Raw genomic sequence first — 26,647 nt, 5'->3', positions numbered from 1 at the left:
CTAGTTAAACAGCCTCTCACTCGCCGGATTCGTTTTCCATTTTTCTGGAGAGAGTGCGATGAGGTGTTTCATCTGGCCGTTGTGTCTGGCGGCCATATTACATGTATCTGTGGCTGGGGCGGAAAACTGGCAGCGCGAAGGTGTGCTGCCAGTGGCAGTGGCAACCCAACATGAGCATACGGAAAGTCTGACACTTGAGCAGGCATTGCAATTGGCTGTCGCGGCCAATCCCGAGGTGGCGATTGCCCAGCGTGAGCTGGAGGCGGTCACTGCGAGCCGGATGCAGGCTGCCCTGTTCCGCAACCCGGAGTTTTCCGTGGAAATGGAGGATACGCGCGCGCCTACCCGGCAAACGACCTATTGGCTCGGACAGCCGTTCGAACTCGGTGGCAAGCGCGGCGCCCGCATCGAGAGTGCAGAACGTGCGCGTGACTTGGCAAATGCCGATTTGCAGATACGCTTTGCGCAAATCCATGCGGATGTTGTGCAACGCTTTTACGAAGTGCTGGCGGCGCAGGAACGCTATCGTCTAGCGCAGAGCTCATTGGCATTGGCGAATCGCGGCCTGGATGTTGCCGCGCGCCGCGTGACGGCAGGCAAGGTATCGCCGGTGGAGGAGACGCGCGCGCGCGTGGCTGCTTCCGGGGCCCGCATCGAATTGACGCAGGCTAATGCCGAGCTGATCAATGCCAGGCGACGCCTTGCTGCATTGTGGGGCAATGCCGCGCCGCGCTTCACCGAGGCGATAGGCGAGTTGGAGATCCTGCCGGAATTGCCCGACCTGGCGTATCTGGACGAGCTAGCGTCCCATGCACCTGAGGCGGTACGCGCCGAGCAGGAGGTCAGCCGGCGTGAAGCGATGCTCAAGGTGGAGCAGGCCCGCCGCTACCCGGACCTGGTGGTGCGCGGCGGCGTGCAGCGCCGTGAATCCTCCAGCGAGACAGTGAGCGTGGTCGGCGTCGCCCTTGCCATTCCCCTCTTTGATCGCAACCAGGGCAATATCCTCGAAGCCAAGCTGCGCGTCGACAAGGCGCGCGATGAGCGGCTTTCCACCCAGGTACGCTTGCGTACCGATCTCTCGCAGGCCCACCAGCGCCTGGCAGCTGCCATCCAGGAAGTATCGGTGATCCGTGGCGATATCCTGCCTGGCGCTCAAAGCGCGCTCGATGCCACAACGCGCGGGTTCGAACTTGGCAAGTTCGATTTTCTCGATGTGCTGGATGCGCAGCGCACCTTGTTCCTCGCGCGAGGGCAATATGTCCGCGCTTTGGGCGAAGTGCAGCGCGCGGTGGCGGAAGTGGAGGCGATTCTAGGCCCGCAAGGCGCATCGTTATTTGCCGCGCAACACGGCAGTCATCAAGGACCATCAGAATGAACCACAAACAGAACATCATCCTATTTGCCATCATCATCGTGACAGCATTGCTGGCCTGGCGCATGGTGGCGGATACCGATCGGGCGCGTGAGAACGATGGTGCCGAGCACCGTGTCCAGGCAGCAAATTCTCATGGCCGCCAAGCGGAGGAGCGCGGCGGCGAGCATGAGGATGGTGCCATCGTGCAACTGAGCTCAGCCCAGATAAGTGCGGCTGGCCTGGTGATCGCGCAGGCAGGGCCTGCACGCATTCTCACCACCTTGACCTTGCCAGGTGAGATTCGCTTCAACGAAGACCGTACGGCGCATATCGTGCCGCGCGTGGATGGCATTGTGGAATCGGTAGCCGTTGACCTGGGGCAACAGGTGAAGAAGGGCCAGGTACTGGCTACGCTTGCAAGCCCCGGCATTTCAGAATTGCGCAGCAATGCCATGGCCGCGCAAAAGCGCCTGGCGTTGGCCCGCAAGGTTTACGAACGGGAAAAGGAGCTGTGGGAGGACAGGATTTCAGCGGAGCAGGATTATCTGCAAGCGCTACAAGCCTTGCAGGAGGCTGAGATCACTGTGCAGAACGCATCGCAGAAGCTACGGGCGATTGGTGCGGGCGATGGCGGTGGCAACTTGAACCGGTACGAGTTGCGTGCGCCCTTCGATGGCATGATTGTCGAGCGCCATCTTGCGCTCGGCGAATCCGTACAGGCCAACACCAATGTCATGACGCTGGCCGATCTTTCTTCGGTATGGGCTGAAATTATCGTTTCTGCCAAGGATCTGGATACGGTCAAGGTCGGCAGCACTGTGACCGTGCGGGCGGCGGCATTCGAATCGCAGGCGCAAGGCGTGGTAGCTTATGTCGGCTCATTGCTTGGCGAGCAGACGCGCACGGCAACAGCACGTGTGACCTTGCCCAACCCAGCGCGTGCCTGGCGTCCGGGCTTGTTCGTCAACGTGGCGATTGTTGCCGGGGAAGCCGAGGTGCCGTTGGCCGTCGGTGCGCAAGCCGTGCAGACACTGGAAGGCAGCCAAGTGGTGTTCGTGAGGCATGGCGATGGCTTCAGGGCGACGCCTGTGGAAACCGGGCGTACAGATGGCAAGCTGGTCGAGATCGTGAGCGGACTGGATGTCGGCACGGCTTATGTGTTAGATGGCAGCTTTGTGCTCAAGTCCGAGCTCGGCAAGGCCATGGCCGACCATGCGCATTGATCAGGAGACACAGCATGATTGAACGCATACTGCGCGCCGCGATTGACTACCGCTGGCTGGTCCTGGTCGGTGTATTGGCCATGGTCGCGTTTGGGATTTTCAATTACCAGCAACTGCCTATCGATGCGGTGCCGGACATTACCAATGTGCAGGTGCAGATCAATACCGTTGCGCCGGGTTATTCGCCGCTGGAAACCGAGCAACGTGCTACCTATCCCATCGAGACCGCCATGGCCGGTTTGCCGCATCTCAAGCAGGTGCGTTCGATCTCACGCTATGGCTTGTCCCAGGTGACAGTGGTATTCGAGGATGGCACCGATATCTACTTCGCGCGGCAACTGGTCAATGAACGGTTGCAAATCGCCAGGGATATCTTGCCTGCAGGCATCTCGCCGCAGCTGGGGCCGATTTCCACCGGGCTAGGAGAAATCTACCAGTGGACGGTGGAGAGCGAGGAGGGCGCTGTGAGACCGGATGGCAGTCCCTATACGCCCGCCGACCTGCGCGACATCCAGGATTGGATCATCAAGCCGCAACTGCGCACTGTGCCCGGAGTGGCCGAGATCAATACCATTGGTGGGTTTGCCAGGGAATACCAGGTCGCACCCCATCCGGCCCGCCTGTCATCCTATGGCCTGAGCCTGGGGGATATAGTCAAGGCGCTGGAACGCAATAATGCCAATGTGGGAGCAGGTTACATCGAGAAACACGGGGAGCAATACCTGGTACGCATACCCGGACAGGTTGCGACCATAGAAGACATCCAGAACATCATCGTCAGCAATGTCGGCGGCGTACCTATTCGTATCCGGGATGTGGGGGACGTGGGCATGGGCCGTGAGCTGCGCACCGGTGCTGCAACGGAGAATGGCCGCGAGGTCGTGCTCGGCACGGTGTTCATGCTGATGGGCGAGAACAGCCGTGCCGTGGCACAGGCGGTGGCTGAGCGGCTTGGGGATATCAACAAGACCTTGCCGCCGGGCGTGGTGGCGATTCCGGTCTATGACCGCACCGTGCTGGTGGAAAAGGCCATCAAGACCGTCAGAAACAATCTGCTGGAAGGCGCGGCGCTGGTGATTGTCGTGTTGCTCCTCTTCCTCGGCAATATCCGCGCAGCGATGATTACTGCCCTGGTGATTCCGCTGGCGATGCTGTTTACGTTCAGCGGCATGGTTGCCAACAAGGTCAGTGCCAACCTCATGAGCCTGGGCGCCCTGGATTTCGGCATCATCATTGATGGGGCGGTGGTGATTGTCGAGAATTGCATGCGTCGCCTGGCCCATGCACAGAAGCAACAAGGCCATCCGCTCACGCGCGAAGAGCGTTTTGCCACAGTGTTTGCTGCCGCGCAGGAGGCTCGCAGGCCACTGGTGTTTGGCCAGCTCATCATCATGATGGTGTACCTGCCGGTATTTGCGCTGACGGGTGTGGAGGGCAAGATGTTCCATCCCATGGCCTATACCGTGGTGATCGCCTTGGCAGGGGCCATGATACTGTCGCTCACATTCGTCCCGGCGGCGGTGGCATTGTGTGTCACCGGCCCGGTGGCTGAACAGGAGAATGTGCTGATGCGTCACGCCAGGCAACACTATGCGCGTTTGCTGACCTGGGTGATGCAGAGCAGGCGGGTCGTGGTGGTATTTGCCATCGCGGTGGTTTTCCTGAGCGGCCTGCTGGCAACGCGCATTGGCAGTGAGTTTATCCCCAGCCTGGATGAAGGCGACCTGGTGGTGCAGGCAGTGCGCATCCCCGGTACCAGCCTGACGCAATCCGTGGCGATGCAGCAGGACATTGAGCGCACGTTGAAAGCGCAATTCCCGGAAATCGAGCGTGTATTCTCGCGTACGGGTACCGCTGAAATTGCTTCTGACCCGATGCCGCCAAATGTTTCCGATGGTACCGTTATGCTCAAGCCCATGGCGCAATGGCCGGATCCTCACAAAAGCCGGGCAGCGCTGCTGCATGCTATTCAGCAAGCGGTAGCGACATTGCCGGGCAACAGCTACGAATTCTCGCAGCCGATCCAGCTGCGCTTCAACGAGCTGATTTCCGGCGTGCGCAGCGATGTTGCAGTCAAGGTGTTTGGCGATGACATGGAGGTGCTCAATGCCACCGGCAACCGCATTGCGGCAGTGCTGCAGACCATTCCCGGCGCGGCGGAGGTCAAGGTGGAGCAAACCACGGGCCTGCCGGTCCTCAATGTCAACATCAATCGGGAAAAAGCCGCACGCTATGGCCTTGATGTGGCCGATGTGCAGGAGGCGGTCAGCATTGCCGTTGGCGGACGCAATGCCGGCACCTTGTTCCAGGGAGACCGTCGTTTCGACATCGTGGTACGCCTGACAGACGAGATGAGGAGCGATCTTGCCGTGCTGGGGCAATTGCCGATCCCGTTGCCAAGCACTGCCCATCAATCGCAGGCAAGCTATATCCCATTGGGGGAAGTGGCTACCCTGGACCTTCTGGAAGGCCCGAACCAGATCAGCCGGGAGAACGGCAAGCGGCGCGTTGTCGTCAGCGCCAATGTCCGCGGACGGGATATGGGCTCATTCATTGCGGCAGCTGAGGAAGCCATGCAACGCCAGGTGCAGGTGCCAAGTGGCTACTGGACGACATGGGGCGGCCAGTTCGAGAACCTGCAATCAGCCAGAAAGCGCCTGCAGGTGGTGGTGCCGGTGGCCCTGCTGCTGGTGTTTACCTTGCTGTTCATGATGTTCAACAACTTCAAGGACGGCCTGCTGGTATTCACGGGGATTCCATTTGCATTGACCGGTGGCATCATTGCGCTCTGGCTGCGCGGCATTCCGTTGTCGATCTCCGCAGGCGTGGGCTTCATCGCCTTATCTGGCGTGGCGGTGCTGAACGGCCTGATGATGATCTCCTTTATACGCGATCTGCGCGAACAGGGGAAACCGCTAGGTCAGGCGGTGCATGAAGGCGCATTGACTCGGCTCCGCCCCGTGCTGATGACCGCATTAGTGGCTTCAATAGGCTTCATCCCAATGGCAATTGCCACCGGTACTGGCGCCGAGGTGCAGCGGCCGCTGGCGACTGTGGTGATCGGCGGCATACTCTCCTCCACCGCACTGACATTGCTGGTGCTGCCGATGTTGTACCAGTGGGCATACCGCAAACTGCCCGCGACACACGGTTAATGCACCGCCTGGTTTTCCTTGCCCATCATGATCTTGCCATTGGTATAGGCCTGGAAGAGTGCAATGGCCGCGCTGCGCAGGGCATCGGCTTCCGGCGCCAATACCGGATGCTCGAACGATTCCTCACGCAGCTTGTACACAGGGCGTATCTCAAGGTTGTTCAGTGAGGAGAGCGATTCGAAGCGCAGGTAGCCGACAATGGCATCGTCCAAGTAAAAGTTGACCTTGAATATCTGCTCGACCGAAATGCTCAATGTCGCGCCGTTGTCCAAGGTGATGCGCTGGTCGCGTTTGTTGATGACCTGGATATCCTGAATGGGCATGGATCTCTTGCTTTCACGGGTGTACTAGCCGCCATTATCCGCATAATGCCAACAAGGCAACAGTGCCAGAATGGCTGAAGAATGGCATCACAGTTGGGTCTGTATCTTCGTGCAGGACAGGACCTTCGGTAGTGATAAGAGATAAGGACTTCGAAGTCGATCAACGGGGGATCAGCGCACATTGAAGCATAATTGAATCCCGGGTTGATCGAGATATTTCCACATGAACCCCCTCTCCATTCGGCACAGTAATTGCTTAAAAATAGTGTAAAGTCAATCAGTTGGCGGTTGAAGGTCGATGGAGCGGAGGGCTGAAGTGTGGATGATTCCAAGCATATTTCCGTCAAGATATTGCGATGGATTGTGGTCAATCTTGTGAAGGGATTGGAATGCCGGGGAAACAGATTTCGCTAAACGCAATACGTGTTGATGCATCCACCTTAACCTGCAGATTAAGGCATTCCCGGCATATCACTCCATGGGGAAACTGGTGGATTCTTGGATGGAAACCTGCAGCTCGTGGGAGAGGAAGGTGCGGAGATCCTGTACGGACTGCGCATAATTAAACCCCTCCAGGACGATAGAGCGGATGACGATGCCATCCAGGAAAGTGGAAATGAATGTCGCTGTCTGTTCAACGTCAACCTGGGCGAAATCACCCGTCTCTATCCCTTCTTGCAACACCTGGCAAAGCATGCGCCGTTCGGTGTCGTAGAAGCGACTGATGGTGGCGTCAGTCTCTGCAGTTCTTGATTCACTACTGGCATAGTCAACCGCCACTTTCACAAACTTGCGGATTAATTCAACCTGCTGCAAGTGCAGGTTGAGCCAGGCCGAAAGAATCTCAGCCGGACCGTGCGCCGTTTTCTGGACATGCTCAAAGCGCAATAGCACCTGCCCTATCGCATGATCCACGGCCTGCCGGAACAGGTCATCCTTGTTTTTGAAATAATAATAAAGCAGGGCCGAATTGACCTTGCTTGCGGCTGCAATTTGCTTGGTCGTGACACTGGCAACATGGTGCTTGGCAAAAAGATCCAGAGCAACTGAGAGGATGTTGGCAGCTTGGGTTTCGCCACGTTCTCGGCGGGCTACTTTGGGGCGATGTTCATTCACGATGGTTGGCAAGTGTAGTGGGTGGTCAGGTAGCGGTTTCTCAACATGTTCAAGCCATGGCCAATAGCGCATGCGCTGTCATGGCGATGGTGCGGGTTTCTTCTTCAAATCGGCCGGGCGCGCCGGCACAGTGACCAAAGGGGGAATCCAGCACCCTGACTTCCGCGTTGGGTATCAAGGCCCCTTCTATGCGAGCTTCTTCTGCGGTGAAATACGCATCACAACTCCCGGGCATTATAATGGTTTTTGCGCGGATGTTTGCCAGCGCTTTGCTGGCCGATTGGCCAGCCAACGATCCTATGTCCGCATGTTCCCAGGTCTTCAGCATGGCCATCAGGTCGCAGGCGTCCCATGCCAAGTGCTCTTCTTCCCAGGCCAGCAGCAACGCTTCAATAGAGTCGAACCCGAGCGTGCGATACAGTGCTTGCCTGAAAAAGGTGCTGGAATAGGCCCAGGGGCAATACACGCGTCCAAATGCTTTCAGGCCCCGGGTGGGCGGGGCATCGTGTGCATATGCGCCGTCCATCCAGGCCGGGTCAGCGGCAAGCGCTGCACGGACGCTGGCGAGGAAAGCCCGGTTCAGTGGCCAGCAGCTTGCAGTGCCGCATATGCTGAATACCGTGCGGATGAAGGCAGGGTAGGCAGCAGCCCAATGCATGCTTTGCACTGCGCCAAGAGACCAACCCATGGCCAGGGCGACGCTCTTCACGCCCAAATGCTCAGTTAGCAGGCGGTGCTGGGCATCGATATTGTCCCTGATGGAGACAAGCGGAAAACCGGCACGTTGTGCTGGGGTCTGCGCATGGCTGGGCGAGCTGGACAAGCCGTTGCCGAACAGGTTGGGGCTGATGATAAACCAGCGGTCCGGATCCAGTGCGCTATGGCTGCCGATCCATGGCCGGTATGAATCATGGGTGCCGGTGTAATAGGTGGGCAGAAGTACGACATTGGTGCCGGCAGAATTCAGCCTGCCCCAGGTCGCATACACCAGCTTGGCGTCCTCGAGGACGCCGCCCTGACTCAATGGCAGCGTGCCGAGGTGAATGGTGTCAACGTGTGGTTGCATCCAACTGATTCCTAGAATAATTTCAGGTAGCGATCATACTCCCAGTCTGAGACATGGGTGATGTAGGATAGCCATTCTTCACGTTTGTATTGTGTCCAGGCGCTGAACATTTGATCACCAAACACTTGACGCGATAGTGGGTCTGCTTCAAACGCGTCAATGGCTTCTTCCAGGGTTTTGGGCAGTTCCCTGATCCCCAAGGAGGCGAGTTCCTCGGGTGTTTTTTCATACATATTGTCCAGGTGAGGATCGCCCGGATCCAGGTTTTCCCGAATGCCTTCCAGGCCTGCAGCCAGAATCATGGCTGCGCCTAGGTATGGATTGCACGCACTGTCTACGGCACGGATCTCAATGCGCTTTCCTCCCAGCGGTATACGGATTGTATTCGTACGGTTGTTATTGCCATAACAACAGAATACCGGTGCCCAGGTGAAGCCCGACATGCTGCCTTGCTTGACGAGGCGTTTGTAGCTATTGACCGTGGGTGCAACCACGGCACAGATCGCCGGCAGGTGGCGGAGGACGCCCGCGATGAACTGATAGCCCAGCGTTGAGAGTCCGCAGCCACGTGGGTCATCCTGTTCTGGTTCGAACAGGTTCAGGCCTGTATTGATGTCGGTCAATGAGATATTGAAATGCGCCCCGCTGCCGGCGCGGTCGCCATAGGGCTTGGGCATGAAAGAGGCAAAGCCGCCATGCTTGCGCGCGATTTCATTGGCCATCATGCGCAGGAAGGTGAAGTTATCCGCCATGCGCAGCACTTCGAAATAGCTGAAATCTATTTCAAACTGACCAATACCGTCTTCATGATCAAAAGAATAGACGCCCCAGTCCAGCGAGTCCATTGCCTCCACCAGCTCTGACAGCCAGGGCTTGTTGTCCAGAAGCCTGGCAACATCGTACGCCGGTTTCTTCAGGTGATGCCTGGTCGAGATGGGGGAAAATCCTCCTGCTTCCTGGTCTTTGAGCACAAAGAACTCTGCTTCAATGCCCAGTTGCATGGCCATGCCCAGCTCGGCTGCTTGCTGACGCACTTTTTTCAAGATGGTCCTGCTGCACGCGTTGAATGGCTCACCCTGGGTATACAGGTCGCTCGGCAGCCACGCGATATCCTTGGACCAAGGCAGCACGATGGCTGACCCCATATCCGGGTGTGCAGCGACTTCCTCGTCGCTGATTTCCTGAGGGACGCCATCCAGTGCCGCGCCAGTAAACATTTCGGAGCCGTTCATCATCCGGTCGAAATGAGAGATAGGCACGGCCTTCGCTTTGGGGACACCATGCAGATCCACGTAGGAAGCGAGCAAGAATCGCACGCCCTGCTCGACTAGATCGGAATGGGTAAGGGTTTTTTGTGTTCCAGCTTTCATAATATTCTCTGATGGATAGGTGATTGAGTAGGGTGGATCAAGGCTTGGCGACAATGGCAGCCACAAAGCTGGCGTCAAACGTGTCGTCAATGCTTGGCGCCTTGGGGATTTGTTTACGCTTCAGCTGGATTTCAGCGATCATCGCCCCGCTGGTGTAAAGCGATTGGGCGTCCTGGCGGGGTTCGTAATAAGCTGCCATGTCAGCCAATGGAATATTGCGGACCCCCTTGGCTTGTTCTGCGACTTCTTGAGCCGTGGCGGCCAATTGCTTGGCAATGATGGCTTGCGCTTCTTGCGGGTGCTTGTTCATGTAATCAAGGCCATCCAGATAGCCGCGGATAATCGCGGTGACCTGATCTTTATTCTGCTTGATGAACTTGGCGGGGAAATACAGGACATCCGTGATGAGGCCTGGTGCGGAAGCTGAAGTATAGAGAGTGTGGAACCCTGCGCCCGTCTTGAGTTTCAGCGCCTTGGTGACGTTGGGCTCATAAGTGGCGCCTGCATCGACTCCCGAGGCCAGCGCCGCAGGCACATTTTCTGGCGTCGTATCCACGCCCTTGATGTCTGCCTCGGTCAGACCTGCGCTTTTTAGCGCATAATTGACCAGCAGGTTGTCGCAGGTTGAGAACGGATATGCCACCCGCCGGCCTTTCAGCTCGGCAATGGACTTGATTTTCTTGGAAGCGACCAAGGCATCGGCCCCGTTAGAATAATCGATGGGCATCACTACCCTGAAGTCGTGGCCATTGGCGACGAGCATGATGACCTGGTCATAGGTGTACATCGCGCCGTGGATGCTCCCGCTTTGCAGTGCGGATGGCATCAGGGCCGGGTCGGCGAAATCTTGCAGTTCCACCTTGACGCCGTACTTGTCGAAGAGGTTCTTCTCGACCGCTACATAAAACGGGGCATAACCAATCCATGCCGAGGTCGCCAGCTTGACAACCGGTTTGGATTTTTCGGCAGCGTAGGCCGTGCTTCCTGTGACGAGAAAAAGCGCGGTGACGAGTGCAGCGAACAATATGCGGATAGGTGATGCGTTGGTCGTGGGCATGGCAATTCCTTTACTTGTGATTGAGGGAGGTTTCACGGATGCGATCCATGACGGTTCTTTTGAGTTGGTTGAACTCGGTGGATATACGCAGGCTCGCTGGCCTATCTTTGCCGAACGGCACTTCATAGATTGTGTCGATCCGGCCTGGATGGGGAGCCATCAACACAACTTGTTGGCCCAGAAAGATGGCTTCTTCCACGTCGTGGGTTACGAAAATGACGGTGGTGTTTTCCCGCTGCCACACATCCAGCACGAGGTCTTGCATGACTTCACGGGTCTGCGCATCAAGCGCCCCAAATGGCTCGTCCATGAGCAATGTCCTGGGCTTGGACATTAATGCCCTGGCAATGGCGACCCGCTGCCGCATCCCCCCGGACAGTTGGTGTGGATAAGCATTTCTGGCATGCGACAAGCCGATCAGCGACAGCAGCGCTTCAGCCCTTTCTTCATCGCCATTGCGCGTGGATGCCATCATGTCGTGGGCATTGGCGGCTAGGCGCCGGCTGAAGAGGATGTTGTCTATGACATTCAGCCAGGGGAACAAACTGTAATGCTGAAACACCATTGCCCTATCCACGCCTGGACCTTCAATCAGGTGGCCATTCATGGTGATTTCCCCTTGATCTGGCATATCCAGACCGGCAATCAGTCGTAATAGCGTGGACTTCCCGCAGCCTGATGCGCCTACCAAGGTAACGAATGAACCTGCTTCGATATTCAGGTTGATCCCTGTAAACACTTCAACATCCTGCTTGCCTTGCCTGAAGCGCTTAGTGACCCCCTGAATCGTGATGGCCTGCGCGACAGGCTTAGTTTGATTGGGCATACGGAAACCTCTTGCGGTAAATGGCGCGCAGCAATTGATCCTGAATCAGGCCTATCAAGCCAATCACGAGAATGCCGGCAAAAATCTTGTCTGTGAGCAGGAAGCGCTGGGCGCGGAGAATGGCATAGCCCAAGCCCTCATTGGCGGCTACCAGCTCAGCCACCACCAGATAGGTCCAGGCCCAGCCCAGCGTCACGCGAATGGTGTCCAGCAAGGCTGGCGCTGCCGATGGCAGGATGACTTTAAACAGCAATTCACGGCGGGTCGCACCCATGGTCTGCGCAGCTTCTATCTGCGCCATGGGGACTTGGCGCACGTTGCCAGCCATCATCAAGACCATCTGGAAGAAGGTGCCGATAAAAATCAGTGCAATCTTGGACGCTTCCCCTACGCCACACCAAAGCAATACCAAAGGTACAAAAGCAACGGCGGGCATGTAACGGATGAAATCCATGAGTGGTTCGATGAATATCTGTACACGGCGGAAAGTACCCGCCAGCACCCCAATGGGCAGCGCCAGGACCGCAGCAAGCAAGAAGCCCGAGCTGACGCGGACAAAGCTGATCCAGAAGTCTTGGCCGAAGCCCTCATCACTTATCCATAGCAGCAACCGTTTCAGCACTTTGGGCGGATCTGGCAGGAAGGTTTCCGGGATGAGGCCGCTGAGAGAGGCGGCCCACCAAATGGCAAGGGGAATCATGAATCCCAGGCACCGGACGAGAAACTCATGGTTTCCTGGGCCGCCACGTACAGCCCATAAGCGCTTACGTGCCTGTTGGGCAGAAGGCTTTCCAGTGTTAGTCGTGGATGAGAGATATTTTTTCATAACACTCATCAAGCAATGGGTATGCCAATTAATTAACTGGCCGGTTAATTATTAATTAATCAATTGATTAAGGTTGTTACCTGATATGAATTTGAATATTGGACAGGCACTTACATGGTGCTAATTGAGTCAAACTGCACTGATGAGGGGCATTTTTCAGGGCGCAATATCGACCGTTATCGGTCTGGAAGGCTGCCCCCCTGATTGATGGAAAGGCGGTTTACTGACGGCGTTGCAAGTAGACCGCTGACGCTATCCAGAGGCTAAGAAATGAAATGTGGGGTAATGGGGAGTGAGGACGTCAAGCTAATCTTCCCAACTCAAGCAAGATGCGTTTTTTAAGCGTGGTCAACTTGGTTTTGAAGTTTTCAAGCTCATCTTCAAATCTGCAGCTGGGGGTGACAATGGCAATGGCATATCTTCCCAGGAAAGTGTCAATACCAACGCCAATGGCACTGATGCCATTGATATGCTCATTGCGGTCTATTGAAAAGCCTTGCTTGCGTATCTGTGCCAAATCCTTGAGGAGGTCTTTGATGTCTTTGGTTTGCCCTGTGAGCCTGGGATAGTCATCACCAATGCGTTGCAGTACTTCATCATCCTTGAGGTGGGCCAGTAGCAGCTTACCGTCAACCGTTGTATAGAGCGAATGTACTGATCCCAATGTGGGCACCACTCTCAAGTCCCGCTCAGCCACTATGCGGTAAATCACGTTGGATTGCTGTGCGGAAATTGAAGATAGCACAACAGTTTCGTTCACTTCGCTGCTCAGGCGTTCTAGATGAGGGCGCATGACGGAAATGATATCGATCTGAGTTTCATGCATCAGCTGCCCGAAAGCCATGCCAAGCTTAAAACCTCTCCTGCCCTCTAGCATGCTGACGAGCTCTTCTTCTTCCAAGGCCTTGACGATGCGTTGAACGGTCGACCGGGGCAAATGGGCGATTTCAGCGATTTTAGCCAAGCTGAGACCAAGCGGATTCTTGGCCAGGATTCTCAAAATCAAAGATGCCTTGGAAATGACCTGGATGCCATGCGTGACGGGCTTCATAGCCTGATCCTTGTTCATATTAAGTGCGCTTATTGTACCTTCCTAATAATCAACAAGGGTATGGGTTCATTTTTGCAATGTACCATTATATGATACATTGCATCGATTAATGGCAATTCTCAGGTGGCTGCATGAACTATTCGGATAATGGAAACAAGCTGAGTCTAGTGGTTGTTGCGTTATGTACTTGGCTTTTGGTTGGCTGTGAGCAGGAGCAAGCAGCAACCGATTCTTCTCCTCCAGCAGTGGGCGTTTATGTAGTCCAGGCAGGGGAAATGACCGCGCAAGCTGACTTACCGGGCAGGGCACGACCATACCGGATTGCGGAAGTGAGACCGCAGGTGAATGGGGTGGTACAGAAACGGCTCTTCGTTGAAGGTGTGGATGTCAAGCAGGGGCAGCAACTGTACCAAATCGACCCGGCAATCTATCAAGCTGCCTATGATCGCGCTGAAGCTAATCTCTATAGCACAGAAAAGCTGGCTGCCCGATATCAGCAACTCGAGAATTCCCAATCCATCAGCAAGCAGCAGCTAGATGACGCATTGGCTGCAAGGCGACTGGCCTTGGCTGATCTCCAGACTGCAAAAATCAATCTCCAGTTCACCAAAGTGTTTTCTCCCATCTCTGGGCGCATCGGCAGGTCTGTCATTACCGAGGGTGCCTTGGTAACCAACGGTCAAGCCCAAGCATTGGCTGTCGTCCAGCAGTTGGATCCCATCTATGTGGATATCACGCAATCCACACGAGACATTCTTCGGCTGAGAAAGGCGATGGAGTCTGGCAAATTGAAAAGCGTAGGGAACAAACAGGCTGCGGTCACTCTGACTCTGGAGGATGGGTCTGAATATCCACTGCAGGGAACGTTGAACTTTTCAGAGGTTTCTGTTGATGAGGAAACAGGATCGGTGATTCTTCGCGCGACTTTCCCCAACCCTGATAAAAAACTGCTTCCCGGTATGTTCGTGCACGCGCATCTGCAAGAGGGAACGGTCAGCAAAGCGATATTGGTACCGCAACAGGCTGTGGCAAGGAACTATCGAGGGCAGGCCATCGTAATGGTGGTCGATGGAGATGGTACCGTCCATGAGCGAATTGTGGAGACGGATAGGACGGTGGGAAATTACTGGCTTGTCAGCTCAGGAATTGCTGCTGGGGAGCAAGTGATCACTGAAGGACTTCAGCTTGCGAGAGATGGGATTAAGGTGAAGGCCGAAGCGGCAAGCAACCTCAAGCCTATACAGGCACTTCCTGCCAGCGCAGCCGAGTAAGCGAGAAACAATCCATGTCCAGATTTTTATTGACCGTCCTGTATTCGCCTGGGTAGTCGCTATCATCATTATGCTCGCGGGTATCGTGTCCATATTCAGGTTGGCCGTCAACCATTATCCCAATGTCGCAGCGCCGGCCATTGCTATTACGGTGACTTATCCCGGCGCTTCTGCACAGACCGTGCAGGATACCGTTGTGCAAGTGATTGAGCAGCAGCTGAATGGGCTTGATGGTTTACGCTACATCACCTCTACCAGCAATTCCGACGGCAGCATGAACATCACGGTCACGTTTGACCAAGGTACCAATCCGGATATTGCCCAGGTACAGGTTCAAAACAAGCTGCAACTGGCCACGCCTTTATTGCCGGAGGAGGTGCAACGGCAAGGAATTCGGGTTGCCAAATATTCTGTCAACTTCATGATGGTGGCGGTTTTAGTGTCGGAAGATGGGCGTTGGGACAATGCGGACTTGGGTAACTATGTGGGTTCCTATCTGCAGGATCCGATTGTCAGAACCAAGGGCGTGGGTGATTTCATTGTGTTCGGTTCTCCATATGCAATGCGCATTTGGCTGGATCCGGCAAAGCTGTACAACTTCAGTCTTACACCAAGCGATGTCATGACTGCGATTGAGCAGCAAAATGTGCAGGTTTCCATGGGCCAGTTAGGCGGCTTGCCAACTGCCAAAGGGGTTCAGCTCAATGCCACGATCATTGGCAAAATGCGCATGAAGACTGCTGAGGAGTTCAATGAGATCCTGGTCAAGGTCAATGCTGACGGTTCGCAAGTTAGGTTGAAAGACATCGCGGAAGTCGGCCTCGGCAGCCAAAACTTTGCCATTGCGGGCAAGTTTGACGGCAAGCCCGCATCCGGCTTGGCGATTCGCCTTGCCACTGGCGCCAACACCCTGGAGACCGCTGCTGCAATTCATGAGACTATTTCCAAGCTGGAGCCGTTTCTGCCTGCTGGCGTGAAAATCTATTATCCCTATGAGACGGCTCCCAAGGTGACGGCCTCTATCGAAGCCATCATCCACACGCTGGTTGAAGCCATCATCTTGGTGTTCGTCGTGATGTTCGTTTTCCTGCAGAATTTCCGGGCCACGATCATTCCTACCATTGCAGTACCCGTGGTGATGCTTGGTACGATGTCCGTGCTCTATGCGTTCGGTTATAGCATCAACTTGATCACCATGTTCGCCTTGGTACTGGCCATCGGCCTGCTCGTTGATCGACCAATTTCATTGAATTAGGCACTTAATTTCCAAGAGAAATGCTCACCTTGATCCCCCTGATTGCTCAGTTATGTTTTATATTGCATAGTGATGGTGGTCATTGCGAAATGCGCATACAGCTCACGCCTAAAACTCTATATTTACCTGTAGTTGAACTCTAGGTTCTTGAGTGCATGCGGGACTAGTGGGTAAAAACGATTCCTTGATTTTTTAACTTCGATTTCTCAGTGATTTGGCTGTCAGTTAATTTTCTGCCATCGCTCAATATATAGATGGTAACTGGTATCTCGTTACCTTTTATTTTTCTTGTAGCCTTGAGTACCTGACTCAGTCGATCCATTTTCCAGTCGTTTGAATTATTGAGATACACAGGCGTTACTACGTGTGCCTGTGTGATTTTAATATCCGATCTAGAAGATATTTCGTCTAAGTGATCCAGAGTGTTTAATAGCAATATCGATTTAGGCTTCCAATCACCATAATCAATTTCGTATTCAACATAAAACCATGGGGCATAGATGCTGTTTGAGCATACCTCCACAGTGGTTCACCCTTTAACGCTGTTGTTTCTGACCTATACCAATTTAGAAAAAAATAGAGATTTGAATGAGCTTATCAATATGGTTCAAAGTCAGATTCAAGAAATTGAACAGCAAAATTTGAAATAGATTTTGCCGTCAACCCATAGTGAACTGGTCTATGTGAGTATTGCTGAATCGATAGAATTGTTTAGTTAAGTGCTTCTTGGCGCGAACATGATAATTGCCATGCCAAGTAATGCTACCGAGGCTCCCAAGAAATCCCAGTTGCTTGGTATAATGTCATCCACTACCCATAACCAGAAGATAGCTACAAATATATACACACCACCATAAGCTGCATAAACCCTGCCTGCTGCAGACGGGTGAAGCGTCAATAACCATGCAAATAATGCCAATGAGATTGCTGCTGGAATCAGGAGAAGTGGGCTTTTGTTTTGATTTAGCCACAAATAAGGCAGATAACAGCCAATGATTTCCGCCAGAGCAGTGATCACAAATAGTGCGACAGTCTTAAGTTCAAACATCTTTTTTCCTTGCTTGAAAGTCATTGTATAGGATATTTCTTTTGGTGCACGCTCGAGAAGCGTACAATTTCGCTAGGTCACAAGTTTTCGTCCCGCCCCCGGTCTTTAGAGTCGGTAAATGCCGTGAAAAATTGTGGCCTTTGTCGTTTTCCCAACCAAGCCTTTCATAATCTTGTTGGTTTACCTAAATAAGCATAGACTATGCTTATGGTTCGGTTGATACTCAGATTGATAATCCTTATATTCCTGATGGAGTCCACATGGGCTGCAGCAGCGCAATATTGCCGTCATGAGCTTGGGCTAACCGGCCAACATTTTGGCCATCATACGCATCAGCATAAGGATGGCGATCCAGCCGCATTTGATCAGACCATCCTCAAAGTCGATAGCAAACCCATGCCAAGTGTGGATAGTGATTGCCCCTACTGTCACTTGGGTGCCATGAAATCAATGTTGCCGGTACCGACTATTACGCCTTCGGCTAACGCGCCACCGCATATCATCGAGATACTACAGTCCTTTCCTCAAGTGATCCCGCTCCAGCCGGAACGCCCCAATTGGCTCATCGCTGCCTAGTTCAGCGAGACGCCAGCCTGTTAACACTTTAAATACCCTAGCTGTTCACGCTCGCTGAATTCCGCCCATCTTTTTGGAGAATTCAATGCGTCATTTATTCCTATGGATCAGTTTGATCCTGATAGCACTTCCGGCTTTCGCAGCCGATACCAGTTATTCTGCGCCTGGCCAAAATGAGCCTGCTGCGGCATTACGATTGCAGGATGCACTCAAACTGGCTCTGCAAGCTAATCCTGAAATCGCAGTTGCAATGCGGGAGCGTGAAGCCGTCGAGGGCATGCGTGTGCAAGCTGGATTGCGCCCCAACCCATCCATATCGACATCGGTCGAAACTACTCGAAACTCCGCACAAAAAACGGCTGTGATGCTTAACCAACCATTCGAGCTAGGTAACAAGCGCGCGGCACGCTTGGGTGCAGCAGAGGCACGTTATAACGCAGCCTCTGCTGCGATAGAGGCCAAGCAGGCCGAGATTCGTGCCAATGTCTTGAATGCGTTCTATAACTTGCTGGCAGCTCAGGAGCGGCTGAAACTGGCTCAAGCCTCGCTGGGGATTGCCAGTCAGGCACGTGATGCTGCAGCCAAGCGAGTTCAGGCTGGCAAGATTTCGCCTGTAGAGGAAACCAGGTCGCGCGTAGCTGAATCCGCTGCCAAGATCGAGGCCAATCAGGCAGTTTCCGAATTGAATGCTGCCCGCAAGCGACTGGCTGCTTTATGGGGTAATGCCCTTCCACGATTTACTGAAGCTGATGGTGATATTGAGAGCATCTCGCCATTGGTAGCATACGAATACCTATCATCGAAACTAGAACAGGCCCCAGCCATCAAGCAGGCCAAGCTGGAAATCGAGACGCGCCAAGCGTTGGCCACCATCGAATCCACGCGCAGGACGCCAGACATTACCGTCAGCGTAGGTGCGCAACGCAATGAGGAACTGGGTGCCAACCAAGCGCTGCTCGGGCTCACGGTACCGATTCCGGTATTTGACCGTAACCAGGGCAATCTGCAAGAGGCGCTGAGCCGCACCGATAAGGCCCGTGACGAGTTGACTGCTCTGCAGGTTCAGCTTGAGGCTCAACTGGCTGAGAGCTATGAACGCTTGCGCGCCGCAATTGATGCGAAGCAGACGTTGAAGAGCGAAATTTTGCCAGGTGCCCAGAGTGCTTTCGAGGCTGCCAGCAAGGGGTTCGCCTATGGCAAGTTCAGCTATCTCGAAGTGCTGGACGCACAACGCACACTATTCCAGGCCAGGAACCAATATCTCAACGCACTTGTGGAAGCGCATCAGGCATCCGCAGAAATTGAACGCATTCTGGGTGATGCAATGCCGCACCCGGACAAACAGCCTTAGGAGGCTTACATGTCACTCGATAATCTCAAAAAAAAATTACCGCTGAAGCAGCTACCGATCATCCTAAATATTGTGCTTGTCGGTGTGCTGCTCGCCGTGCTGATTCTGCGTAATGGACAGCCCCAGCGGCAGGAGTTTGATGAAGCCAAGGCTGAAGCCGCTGCCGATAAAACCGTTGCCCAGCATGAGCATGGTAATGAGGGGGCTGAGGTCAAAGGTCGCGTGACCATGAGCGACAGGCAGGTCAAGCTCAATGGAATCGAACTCCTGAAGGCGGAACCTGCGCGTATACGAACCAGCTTGCGATTGATCGGCGAAATCCGCGTTAATTCTGATCGCAACGTGCAGGTCGTTCCCAGATTACCGGGAATAGTCGAAACGGTTTCGGCGAATGCTGGCGAGAAGGTCAGGAAAGGCCAATTGCTCGCCGTCATTTCCAGCCAGTCGATAGCTGATCAGCGCAGTGAATTATTGGCTGCAGAGAAGCGCCTAGCACTGGCGCAACTGACTTATGCCAGAGAGAAGAAGCTGTGGGAAGAGAAGATATCCGCAGAGCAGGATTACCAGCAAGCAAGGCAAGTTCAGCAGGAAGCTGAAATCGCTGTGCAACAGGCGAGACAGAAGCTACAGGCGATAGGAGCAAGTACTGGCAGCAGCAACCTGACTCGTTACGAGATACGCTCGCCTATCGATGGCATCATTACCGAAAAACAGGTCGCCACTGGTCAGGTACTCGTCGGCACCGAGAATCTATTTCTGATTTCCGACCTATCTACTGTCTGGGCCGAGATGCGCATTTACGCCAAGGATATCAATACCGTCAAGGTTGGCCAGCAGGTTGTGGTCAAGTCTACAGCCTTTGAAGCAGAGGCCCAAGGCACAGTGACCTATGTCGGCGCCCTTGTTGGCCAGGAATCCAGAACGGCCATGGCGCGTGTTGTGCTGCAAAATCCTGACCGCACCTGGTTGCCAGGGCTACCTGTGAATATTGACCTGAAAGCGCAGGAAATCGAAGTGGCGGTAGCGGTCTCGACGGAAGCACTGCAAGAGCTGGATGGTGAAACGGTGATATTTCGTCGTGAAGGAGAGTACTTCCAGACCCAGCCAGTCAAACTGGGGCACAAGGATGAGCGTTATGCCGAGGTGGTCGAAGGTATATCGGCCGGTGATACTTATGCGTCCGAAAACAGCTATCTGGTCAAAGCCGAGCTTGGCAAGGCTCACGCTGAGCATGAGGAGTAGCCATCATGTTCGATAAATTGATCCGTTTATCCATCACCCAGCGCTGGCTCATGATGATACTAGCGCTGGCGATCGCGGCTATTGGCCTCTATAGCTACCAGAAGTTGCCTATCGATGCCGTACCCGATATCACCAACGTTCAGGTACAGATCAATACAGTGGCACCTGGCTACTCGCCACTAGAGGTCGAACAACGTATCACCTATCCCATAGAAACAGCAATGGCTGGATTGCCCGGGCTTGAATCGACACGTTCGATCTCGCGCTATGGCCTCTCGCAAGTCACGGTGGTATTCAAGGAACGCACTGATATCTATTTTGCACGGCAGCTGGTCAATGAGCGTATTGGTCAGGCCAGGGAGAAATTGCCAACAGGGATAATCCCCGCCATGGGGCCGACATCGACCGGCCTGGGCGAAATATACATGTGGACAGTGGAAGCAAGGGAAGGCGCACTCAAAGCTGATGGCACGCCTTACACTCCCATGGATCTGCGCGAGATTCAGGACTGGATCGTAAAACCCCAGCTCAGGAATGTACCTGGCGTGAACGAGATCAACACCATCGGGGGTTATACCAAGCAGTATCAGGTTTCCCCGTTTCCTGATCGCCTGGTTGCGCAAGGCCTGGCTTTGACCGACCTCGTGGAGGCGCTGGAACGCAATAATGCCAATATTGGTGCCGGTTATATCGAGAGGTCAGGCGAACAATACCTGATCCGTGTACCGGGCCAGGTCAGCAGTTTCAACGATATCGGCAACATCGTGGTCGCCAGTAAAAGCGGCATACCAGTACGAATCAAGGATGTGGCGGAGGTTGGTTTCGGCAATGAGCTGCGTACCGGTGCTGCTATGGAAAATGGTGAGGAGGTCGTGATCGGCACCGTATTCATGCTGATTGGGGAAAACAGTCGTGAAGTCTCAGCGGCTGTGGATAAGCGCCTGTCCGAGATCAACAAGACATTACCACCCGGAATCTTGACCAAAACCGTCTACGACCGCACCCATCTGATCGACAAGGCTATCAACACGGTAAAGAAGAACCTGGTCGAAGGCGCTTTGCTGGTTATTGCTGTGCTATTTGTGTTTCTCGGCAATATGCGGGCCGCCATCATTACCATGCTGATTATCCCGCTATCCATGCTGTTCACCTTTACCGGCATGGTAAGCAACAAAGTTAGTGCCAACCTGATGAGCTTGGGAGCACTCGATTTCGGCATCATCATCGATGGTGCTGTCGTTATCGTGGAAAACTGCATGCGCCGGCTGGCCCACGCACAGCAGACTAGTGGACGGCTGCTGACGCAGGAGGAGCGTTTCACGGCAGTGTTTCAGGCAGCCAGCGAAGCGCGCAGACCGCTGATCTTCGGGCAGCTCATCATTATGGTGGTTTACTTGCCCATCTTTGCCCTGACCGGAACAGAAGGCAAGATGTTCCATCCCATGGCCTTTACCGTGGTGACGGCCTTGATCGGTGCCATGTTGCTATCAGTGACTTTTATCCCGGCAGCCATCGCGCTTTTCATTACGGGTCACGTCTCAGAAAAAGAGAATCGTCTTATTGCATGGGCCAAGCGTCTTTATCACCCTGTATTCAACTGGACGATGGCCAACAAGGCGATTGTGCTCACGGCAGCGCTTGTCACCGTGCTGCTTAGCGGATTGATGGCCACACGCATGGGCAGTGAATTCATCCCCAGCCTCAACGAGGGAGATATGCTCATTCAACCAATACGCATCCCGGGAACCAGCCTCACGCAATCCCTTAAAATGCAGCGCGAGATCGAGCATACGATCATGCAATTTAAGGAAGTTGAGCGCGTCTTCTCCAAACTGGGGACGGCTGAGATTGCCAGCGACCCCATGCCGCCGAATATGGGCGATACCTACATCATGCTCAAGCCCAAAGCGGAATGGCCGAATCCTGCATTAAGCCGTAACGAGCTCATTGCGCGTATCGAGCATGCCGTGCAGGAAGTGCCAGGACATAACTTTGAAGTCACGCAGCCTATTCAGATGCGCTTCAATGAGTTGATTTCCGGGGTGCGTAGCGATGTCGGTATCAAGGTCTTTGGAGACGACATGAACGTCATGAACCAGACGGCTGGCAAGATCGCTGAGGTATTGAACCGCATACCAGGTGGGCAGGATATCAAGATCGAGCAGACCTCGGGCTTGCCCATCATGACCGTCAGAATCGACCGCGACAAGATTGCAAGGCTGGGGGTCAATGTTGCCGATGTGCAACAAGCTGTGGCAACCGCTACCAATGGGCAGGAGGCGGGCATGGTGTTTCAGGGTGATCGCCGCTTTGAACTGGTCGTCAGGTTGCCTGAAACCATGCGTACCGATGTGGAAGCGCTCAAGCGCTTGCCTATCCGCCTGCCATCGACAACCACAGGCAATCCTGTCTATCTGCAGTTGGGCGAAGTAGCCGAGCTTGATATAGCGCCCGGGCCCAACCAGTTCAGCCGTGAGAATGGCAAAAGGCGGGTGGTCGTCACAGCGAATGTACGTGATCGCGACATTGGTTCATTTGTAGCCGAAGCCCAGCAGCGCATCGATGGACAGGTCAAAGTACCAACTGGTTACTGGTTGAGCTGGGGTGGCACATTTGAACAACTACAATCGGCCACAGAGCGACTCAAGATCGTCATTCCGATCTCGTTGTTGCTGGTCTTCATGCTGCTCTATGCCGTGTTCGGCAATATGAAAGACGGACTTATCGTGTTTACAGGAATCCCGTTTGCTCTGACTGGCGGATTAATCGCTTTATGGTTACGTGGTATCCCGCTCTCAATCTCGGCGGGAGTCGGTTTCATTGCCTTGTCGGGCGTAGCGGTACTCAATGGTTTGGTAATGATCAGCTTCATTCGCGCTTTGAGAGACGAAGGTAAGCCGTTGATGGAAGCGATAGAAGAAGGTGCGCTCACCAGGTTGCGGCCTATTCTGATGACAGCCTTGGTCGCTTCACTAGGCTTTATTCCTATGGCGATTGCGACAGGTACTGGTGCCGAGGTGCAACGGCCACTGGCAACTGTAGTGATTGGTGGCATCTTATCGTCCACACTACTGACCTTGCTGGTGTTGCCAGTGCTTTATCAAATGATTTATCGATCCAAGAGTTGATCGTCTACCTGCTAAGGCAGGTAGCTCTGAAATAAGCGCTTATCAAGGAAAACATCATGACGTCGGACCAGGAACACCAATGTTGCAATCACGCTAATCCGTCAAATTCACAGCCCACAGTGGCTAAACCTGACATGGGGCCAGCGATAGAGACTCCGCATGGCAGCAGTTCGCAAAGCATCTTCACTATTGACAACATGGATTGTCCGACCGAAGAGGCCTTGATTCGCAGCAAACTGTTACCCATGGATGGGATTGAAAAACTGGATTTCAATCTAATGCAGCGCAAACTCACCGTTACACATACGCTAGATCAGCCAGAGCTAATCCAGCAGGCACTGATAGCCATCAGCATGCATGCGGTGCCGATAGCCAGGACCTTGGGGTCAAGCGCATCCGCAGAAATGCCAGCGCCAAACTCGCACAAAAGATGGTGGTTATTAGGCCTCGGCGGCGTAGCCGCAATACTTGCTGAAGTTATTGCCTGGAGCACTGGCACGGACAAATCCTGGCCAGTAATTGCCCTCTCCCTGTGTGCAATTGCAAGCAGTGGCACCGGCACCTATATTAAAGGCTGGATCGCGCTCAAAAACCGCAATCTGAACATCAATGCACTGATGGCGATTGCTGTTACCGGTGCGGTGATTATCGGGCAATGGCCGGAAGCCGCCATGGTGATGGTGCTTTTTACATTGGCCGAGATGATAGAAGCGCTATCCCTAGACCGTGCACGCAATGCCATACGCGGTTTGCTGGAAATGACCCCTGACAAAGCCCATGTATTACAGGAAGACGGTACATGGAAAGAAATGGAGGCGGCAACGATAATGGTCGGATCAATAGCGCGCGTGGGACCAGGCGAGCGGATAGCGTTGGATGGTGAATTGACCAAAGGACAATCTGCCGTCAATCAGGCACCGATCACTGGAGAAAGCATGCCGGTTTCTAAAGCGATCGGTGACAAGGTGTTTGCAGGCACCATCAATGAAACCGGTTCTTTTGAGTATCGCATCACTGCTGCACAAACTGACTCTACTTTGTCACGCATCATCCGTGCGGTTGAAGACGCGCAAGGTGGCCGAGCCCCCACGCAACGCTTTGTGGACGATTTTTCCAAGATATATACGCCTATTGTATTTATCCTTGCACTCAGTATCGCCATCGTACCACCGCTCGCATTCTCACTGCCTTGGCTGCCATGGGTATATAAGGCGCTAATACTATTAGTCATTGCTTGCCCTTGTGCATTAGTGATTTCAACGCCGGTGACGATTGTGAGCGGACTGGCAGCGGCGGCTAAAGTGGGTATTCTGATTAAGGGCGGCGTCTATCTTGAAGAAGGACGCAAGCTGAAATCGTTGGCTCTGGATAAAACCGGCACCATCACCCAAGGAAAACCGGTGGTCACTGACCTAGTGGCATTGAGCGGCGAGCAGAAAGACAGCCTGAAATTGGCAGCCGCATTGGCAGAACGCTCCGACCATCCGGTTTCAACCGCCGTCAGTGTCTACTGGAAAGCACAAGCAGGCGCGGTTGTACTGGACGAAGTCAGCGACTTCGAAGCCATCACCGGCCGCGGTGTAAAAGGCCGAATTGCAGATCAATGGTTTTACCTGGGTAACCACCGTCTAGTCGAAGAGCTGGGCATATGCAATGCTACGACGGAAAGTATATTGAGCAGACTGGAAAGCGAAGGCAAAACCGCTGTCGTCATTTGCAGCGAAGCAACCCCGCTTGCGGTGATTGGTGTGGCGGATACAATTCGCGAAACCAGCCGCCAGGCCATTATAGAGCTGCACGCACTGGGTATACGTACCCTGATGCTAACTGGTGACAATGACCTGACGGCAAATGTGATCGCCAAATCAGTGGGTATAGACGATGCGCGAGGCAATTTACTGCCCGAAGATAAGCTGGCTGTCATTAATGCTGAGCTGGCAAGTTATGAAACGGTAGGTATGGTAGGCGACGGTATCAACGATGCGCCTGCATTAGCCAAATCCAGTATCGGTTTCGCCATGGGTGCTGCTGGCACCGATACAGCGCTGGAAACAGCGGATGTGGCATTAATGGATGACGATTTACGCAAGATTCCGCAGTTTATTCGACTGAGCATGAAAACCGCCGCTATTCTGAAACAGAACATTTTCATTGCCTTGAGTATCAAGGTTGTGTTTCTGGTGCTTGCTGTAATAGGAGCAGCCACACTATGGATGGCCGTATTTGCCGACATGGGCGCAAGTCTGATCGTGGTATTTAATGGACTTCGTCTGCTACGCAGCAGCAGCCAGAACTGCCCCTGAATCTCCACTGTAAGTCACCACCAACTCAAAATGTGTGAATTCTTTATGTAGCTACAGAAATTTGACACATCAATAGCTGGTATGGTTTTCTTCCTTCCCGCCTTCTTTCTTTTTCCACCCCAATTGCTATGTCGTTTTTGCCTAGCGACTAACCAAGCCTCTGCACGTAGTAACATCGGCCAAAGCAGGATGGGGTGATTTCTGAACAGGGTATTCGCATGGACATAAGCTTGCTGTACTGAGAAAGCCATCCTGCCCGGGTTATGCAGGGCGTTTATTAAAGTATCAATCAGGATTGTATCCGTTGCCGATTCCCATTCAAGTGCAAGCGCTGCTCGCAGATGTGGTCTGCGCAATGCCAGCCAGTCCTTGATGCCTGCCGCGGGCAACAAAATCTGTGCAGTGAAATTGCTATCATGAAATTCCATGACCTCCCGCGTCAGGATATCGTTTAAGGCTGCATCGAAACGTTCTCGTTGGCGCTTACCTTCCTTATATTCCAGAAACCCCAGATCACTATGATGGTTTGTTTCCGAATGAGGCCCGATACCACTGACATGATTGCTGCCCAATGTATGCACGGGACAGATAGACCGCCCGGGCACCGGTCGGCGCCAGCAGTATTTGCAGAATCGGAACAGATCAAAAGATGTGCCATGCTGGTAACGCAAGTGCTTCACCGGAATCTTAAGATGATCGCACAGGTGAAAGAAGTGACTGACTTCAATCAAGTCTGATATCACAACATCACGGGGCGGCGATTTCGTATACGTCCAGATTGCATTAATCGCGCTTGCTACCTCGGTCAGTATTCCCTTCTGTCCTTCGCTACAGAAAACCAATGTCGGGTAAGCATGTGCAATGTCATCCCAGCTGGGAGCCTTACCGGCAGTGAATACATCACGATACTCAAGCGCAATGAGCGGCAATAGATGATCTTTTATGAGGCGTGCCGCCAAGCTAGGTGTTACTGGCTTGCCGTCCATGACAGCTTTGATTGCCAACATGGCTTCCGCCACCGGCTCACTGAAACTAGCTTCGATCACAGACGAATCAAGATATAGAGGCATTTGGAATCAAGTGTCCAAAACAGAGACTAGCAACAC

At 53.8% G+C, this 26,647-nt stretch carries 19 protein-coding genes; 9 read left to right on the top strand and 10 right to left on the bottom strand.

The features are described from left to right. Positions 1–58 precede the first annotated feature (58 nt). From MFLA_RS13090 to MFLA_RS13080, 3 genes are read left to right on the top strand one after another with little or no spacing between them, the layout of a single operon-like run. Positions 59–1,375 (top strand): TolC family protein, encoded by a 1,317-nt coding sequence (locus MFLA_RS13090; protein ID WP_011480786.1) that lies wholly within the window; start codon positions 59–61, stop codon positions 1,373–1,375. Further along, entirely contained in the window at positions 1,372–2,577 is a 1,206-nt protein-coding gene (locus MFLA_RS13085; RefSeq protein ID WP_011480785.1) for an efflux RND transporter periplasmic adaptor subunit, read from the top strand. The genes MFLA_RS13090 and MFLA_RS13085 overlap by 4 nt, the downstream gene beginning before the upstream one ends. A gap of 14 nt (positions 2,578–2,591) precedes the next feature. Further along, a complete protein-coding gene (locus tag MFLA_RS13080; protein WP_011480784.1) occupies positions 2,592–5,732 on the top strand; it encodes an efflux RND transporter permease subunit in 3,141 nt (1,046 codons plus the stop codon). On the opposite strand, the gene MFLA_RS13075 is transcribed toward MFLA_RS13080, so the two are convergent. The 8 genes from MFLA_RS13075 to MFLA_RS13040 form a co-directional block, all read right to left on the bottom strand. Beyond that, positions 5,729–6,055, bottom strand: coding sequence for a hypothetical protein (locus tag MFLA_RS13075; RefSeq protein ID WP_011480783.1), 327 nt, complete (start codon positions 6,053–6,055; stop codon positions 5,729–5,731). The genes MFLA_RS13080 and MFLA_RS13075 overlap by 4 nt on opposite strands. A 471-nt stretch (positions 6,056–6,526) precedes the next feature. Further along, positions 6,527–7,171, bottom strand: a complete 645-nt coding sequence (locus MFLA_RS13070) for a TetR/AcrR family transcriptional regulator (RefSeq protein ID WP_011480782.1) — start codon at positions 7,169–7,171, stop codon at positions 6,527–6,529. Between the two features lie 49 nt (positions 7,172–7,220). Beyond that, positions 7,221–8,237, bottom strand: a complete 1,017-nt coding sequence (locus tag MFLA_RS13065) for an alpha/beta fold hydrolase (protein ID WP_011480781.1) — start codon at positions 8,235–8,237, stop codon at positions 7,221–7,223. Positions 8,238–8,248: 11 nt separating this feature from the next. After that, the gene (gene glnT / locus MFLA_RS13060; RefSeq protein WP_011480780.1) at positions 8,249–9,607 is read right to left on the bottom strand and encodes a type III glutamate--ammonia ligase; all 1,359 of its coding nucleotides are present in this window, start codon (positions 9,605–9,607) and stop codon (positions 8,249–8,251) included. Positions 9,608–9,644: 37 nt separating this feature from the next. Then, positions 9,645–10,664 (bottom strand): ABC transporter substrate-binding protein, encoded by a 1,020-nt coding sequence (locus MFLA_RS13055; RefSeq protein WP_011480779.1) that lies wholly within the window; start codon positions 10,662–10,664, stop codon positions 9,645–9,647. Positions 10,665–10,674: 10 nt separating this feature from the next. Beyond that, positions 10,675–11,490, bottom strand: a complete 816-nt coding sequence (locus tag MFLA_RS13050; protein ID WP_011480778.1) for an ABC transporter ATP-binding protein — start codon at positions 11,488–11,490, stop codon at positions 10,675–10,677. After that, entirely contained in the window at positions 11,474–12,316 is an 843-nt protein-coding gene (locus MFLA_RS13045) for an ABC transporter permease (protein ID WP_048811756.1), read from the bottom strand. The genes MFLA_RS13050 and MFLA_RS13045 overlap by 17 nt, the downstream gene beginning before the upstream one ends. Before the next feature lie 301 nt (positions 12,317–12,617). Beyond that, a complete protein-coding gene (locus MFLA_RS13040) occupies positions 12,618–13,385 on the bottom strand; it encodes an IclR family transcriptional regulator (RefSeq protein WP_048811755.1) in 768 nt (255 codons plus the stop codon). A gap of 113 nt (positions 13,386–13,498) precedes the next feature. On the opposite strand from MFLA_RS13040, the gene MFLA_RS13035 reads away from it, so the two are divergent. Together MFLA_RS13035 and MFLA_RS13030 are read left to right on the top strand one after the other, a co-directional pair. Next, a complete protein-coding gene (locus MFLA_RS13035) occupies positions 13,499–14,638 on the top strand; it encodes an efflux RND transporter periplasmic adaptor subunit (protein WP_011480775.1) in 1,140 nt (379 codons plus the stop codon). Continuing rightward, complete coding sequence (locus tag MFLA_RS13030) at positions 14,619–15,893, top strand: efflux RND transporter permease subunit (RefSeq protein ID WP_324286811.1); 1,275 nt, start codon at positions 14,619–14,621, stop codon at positions 15,891–15,893. Before MFLA_RS13035 ends, MFLA_RS13030 begins: the two co-directional genes overlap by 20 nt. A 715-nt stretch (positions 15,894–16,608) precedes the next feature. On the opposite strand, the gene MFLA_RS13025 is transcribed toward MFLA_RS13030, so the two are convergent. Next, positions 16,609–16,941, bottom strand: a complete 333-nt coding sequence (locus tag MFLA_RS13025; protein WP_011480772.1) for a YnfA family protein — start codon at positions 16,939–16,941, stop codon at positions 16,609–16,611. Positions 16,942–17,602: 661 nt separating this feature from the next. Here MFLA_RS13025 and MFLA_RS13015 point away from each other — a divergent pair. From MFLA_RS13015 to MFLA_RS13000, 4 genes are read left to right on the top strand one after another with little or no spacing between them, the layout of a single operon-like run. Then, on the top strand, positions 17,603–18,868 hold the full coding sequence (locus tag MFLA_RS13015) for a TolC family protein (protein WP_011480771.1): 1,266 nt from the start codon (positions 17,603–17,605) through the stop codon (positions 18,866–18,868). A gap of 9 nt (positions 18,869–18,877) precedes the next feature. Further along, complete coding sequence (locus MFLA_RS13010; protein ID WP_011480770.1) at positions 18,878–20,110, top strand: efflux RND transporter periplasmic adaptor subunit; 1,233 nt, start codon at positions 18,878–18,880, stop codon at positions 20,108–20,110. Between the two features lie 5 nt (positions 20,111–20,115). Next, entirely contained in the window at positions 20,116–23,238 is a 3,123-nt protein-coding gene (locus MFLA_RS13005; RefSeq protein WP_011480769.1) for an efflux RND transporter permease subunit, read from the top strand. Positions 23,239–23,294: 56 nt separating this feature from the next. Continuing rightward, a complete protein-coding gene (locus tag MFLA_RS13000; protein WP_011480768.1) occupies positions 23,295–25,541 on the top strand; it encodes a heavy metal translocating P-type ATPase in 2,247 nt (748 codons plus the stop codon). Between the two features lie 14 nt (positions 25,542–25,555). On the opposite strand, the gene MFLA_RS12995 is transcribed toward MFLA_RS13000, so the two are convergent. Next, positions 25,556–26,548, bottom strand: coding sequence for a hypothetical protein (locus MFLA_RS12995; RefSeq protein ID WP_195742013.1), 993 nt, complete (start codon positions 26,546–26,548; stop codon positions 25,556–25,558). Between the last annotated feature and the right edge of the window lie 99 nt (positions 26,549–26,647).

The organism is Methylobacillus flagellatus KT, assembly GCF_000013705.1.
GTDB lineage: Bacteria > Pseudomonadota > Gammaproteobacteria > Burkholderiales > Methylophilaceae > Methylobacillus > Methylobacillus flagellatus.
Note: the sequence above shows the minus strand (reverse complement) of the source record. Positions and strands in the feature narration are given on the sequence as shown.

Excerpts from the sequence above, each read along its gene's own strand:
- MFLA_RS13090 (WP_011480786.1), top strand. The coding sequence starts at position 59 with ATGAGGTGTTTCATCTGGCCGTTGTGTCTGGCGGCCATATTACATGTA.
- MFLA_RS13085 (WP_011480785.1), top strand. The coding sequence starts at position 1,372 with ATGAACCACAAACAGAACATCATCCTATTTGCCATCATCATCGTGACA.
- MFLA_RS13080 (WP_011480784.1), top strand. The coding sequence starts at position 2,592 with ATGATTGAACGCATACTGCGCGCCGCGATTGACTACCGCTGGCTGGTC.
- MFLA_RS13075 (WP_011480783.1), bottom strand. The coding sequence starts at position 6,055 with ATGCCCATTCAGGATATCCAGGTCATCAACAAACGCGACCAGCGCATC.
- MFLA_RS13065 (WP_011480781.1), bottom strand. The coding sequence starts at position 8,237 with ATGCAACCACACGTTGACACCATTCACCTCGGCACGCTGCCATTGAGT.
- glnT (WP_011480780.1), bottom strand. The coding sequence starts at position 9,607 with ATGAAAGCTGGAACACAAAAAACCCTTACCCATTCCGATCTAGTCGAG.
- MFLA_RS13055 (WP_011480779.1), bottom strand. The coding sequence starts at position 10,664 with ATGCCCACGACCAACGCATCACCTATCCGCATATTGTTCGCTGCACTC.
- MFLA_RS13050 (WP_011480778.1), bottom strand. The coding sequence starts at position 11,490 with ATGCCCAATCAAACTAAGCCTGTCGCGCAGGCCATCACGATTCAGGGG.
- MFLA_RS13045 (WP_048811756.1), bottom strand. The coding sequence starts at position 12,316 with ATGAAAAAATATCTCTCATCCACGACTAACACTGGAAAGCCTTCTGCC.
- MFLA_RS13040 (WP_048811755.1), bottom strand. The coding sequence starts at position 13,385 with ATGAACAAGGATCAGGCTATGAAGCCCGTCACGCATGGCATCCAGGTC.
- MFLA_RS13035 (WP_011480775.1), top strand. The coding sequence starts at position 13,499 with ATGAACTATTCGGATAATGGAAACAAGCTGAGTCTAGTGGTTGTTGCG.
- MFLA_RS13025 (WP_011480772.1), bottom strand. The coding sequence starts at position 16,941 with ATGTTTGAACTTAAGACTGTCGCACTATTTGTGATCACTGCTCTGGCG.
- MFLA_RS13015 (WP_011480771.1), top strand. The coding sequence starts at position 17,603 with ATGCGTCATTTATTCCTATGGATCAGTTTGATCCTGATAGCACTTCCG.
- MFLA_RS13010 (WP_011480770.1), top strand. The coding sequence starts at position 18,878 with ATGTCACTCGATAATCTCAAAAAAAAATTACCGCTGAAGCAGCTACCG.
- MFLA_RS13005 (WP_011480769.1), top strand. The coding sequence starts at position 20,116 with ATGTTCGATAAATTGATCCGTTTATCCATCACCCAGCGCTGGCTCATG.
- MFLA_RS13000 (WP_011480768.1), top strand. The coding sequence starts at position 23,295 with ATGACGTCGGACCAGGAACACCAATGTTGCAATCACGCTAATCCGTCA.
- MFLA_RS12995 (WP_195742013.1), bottom strand. The coding sequence starts at position 26,548 with ATGTTGGCAATCAAAGCTGTCATGGACGGCAAGCCAGTAACACCTAGC.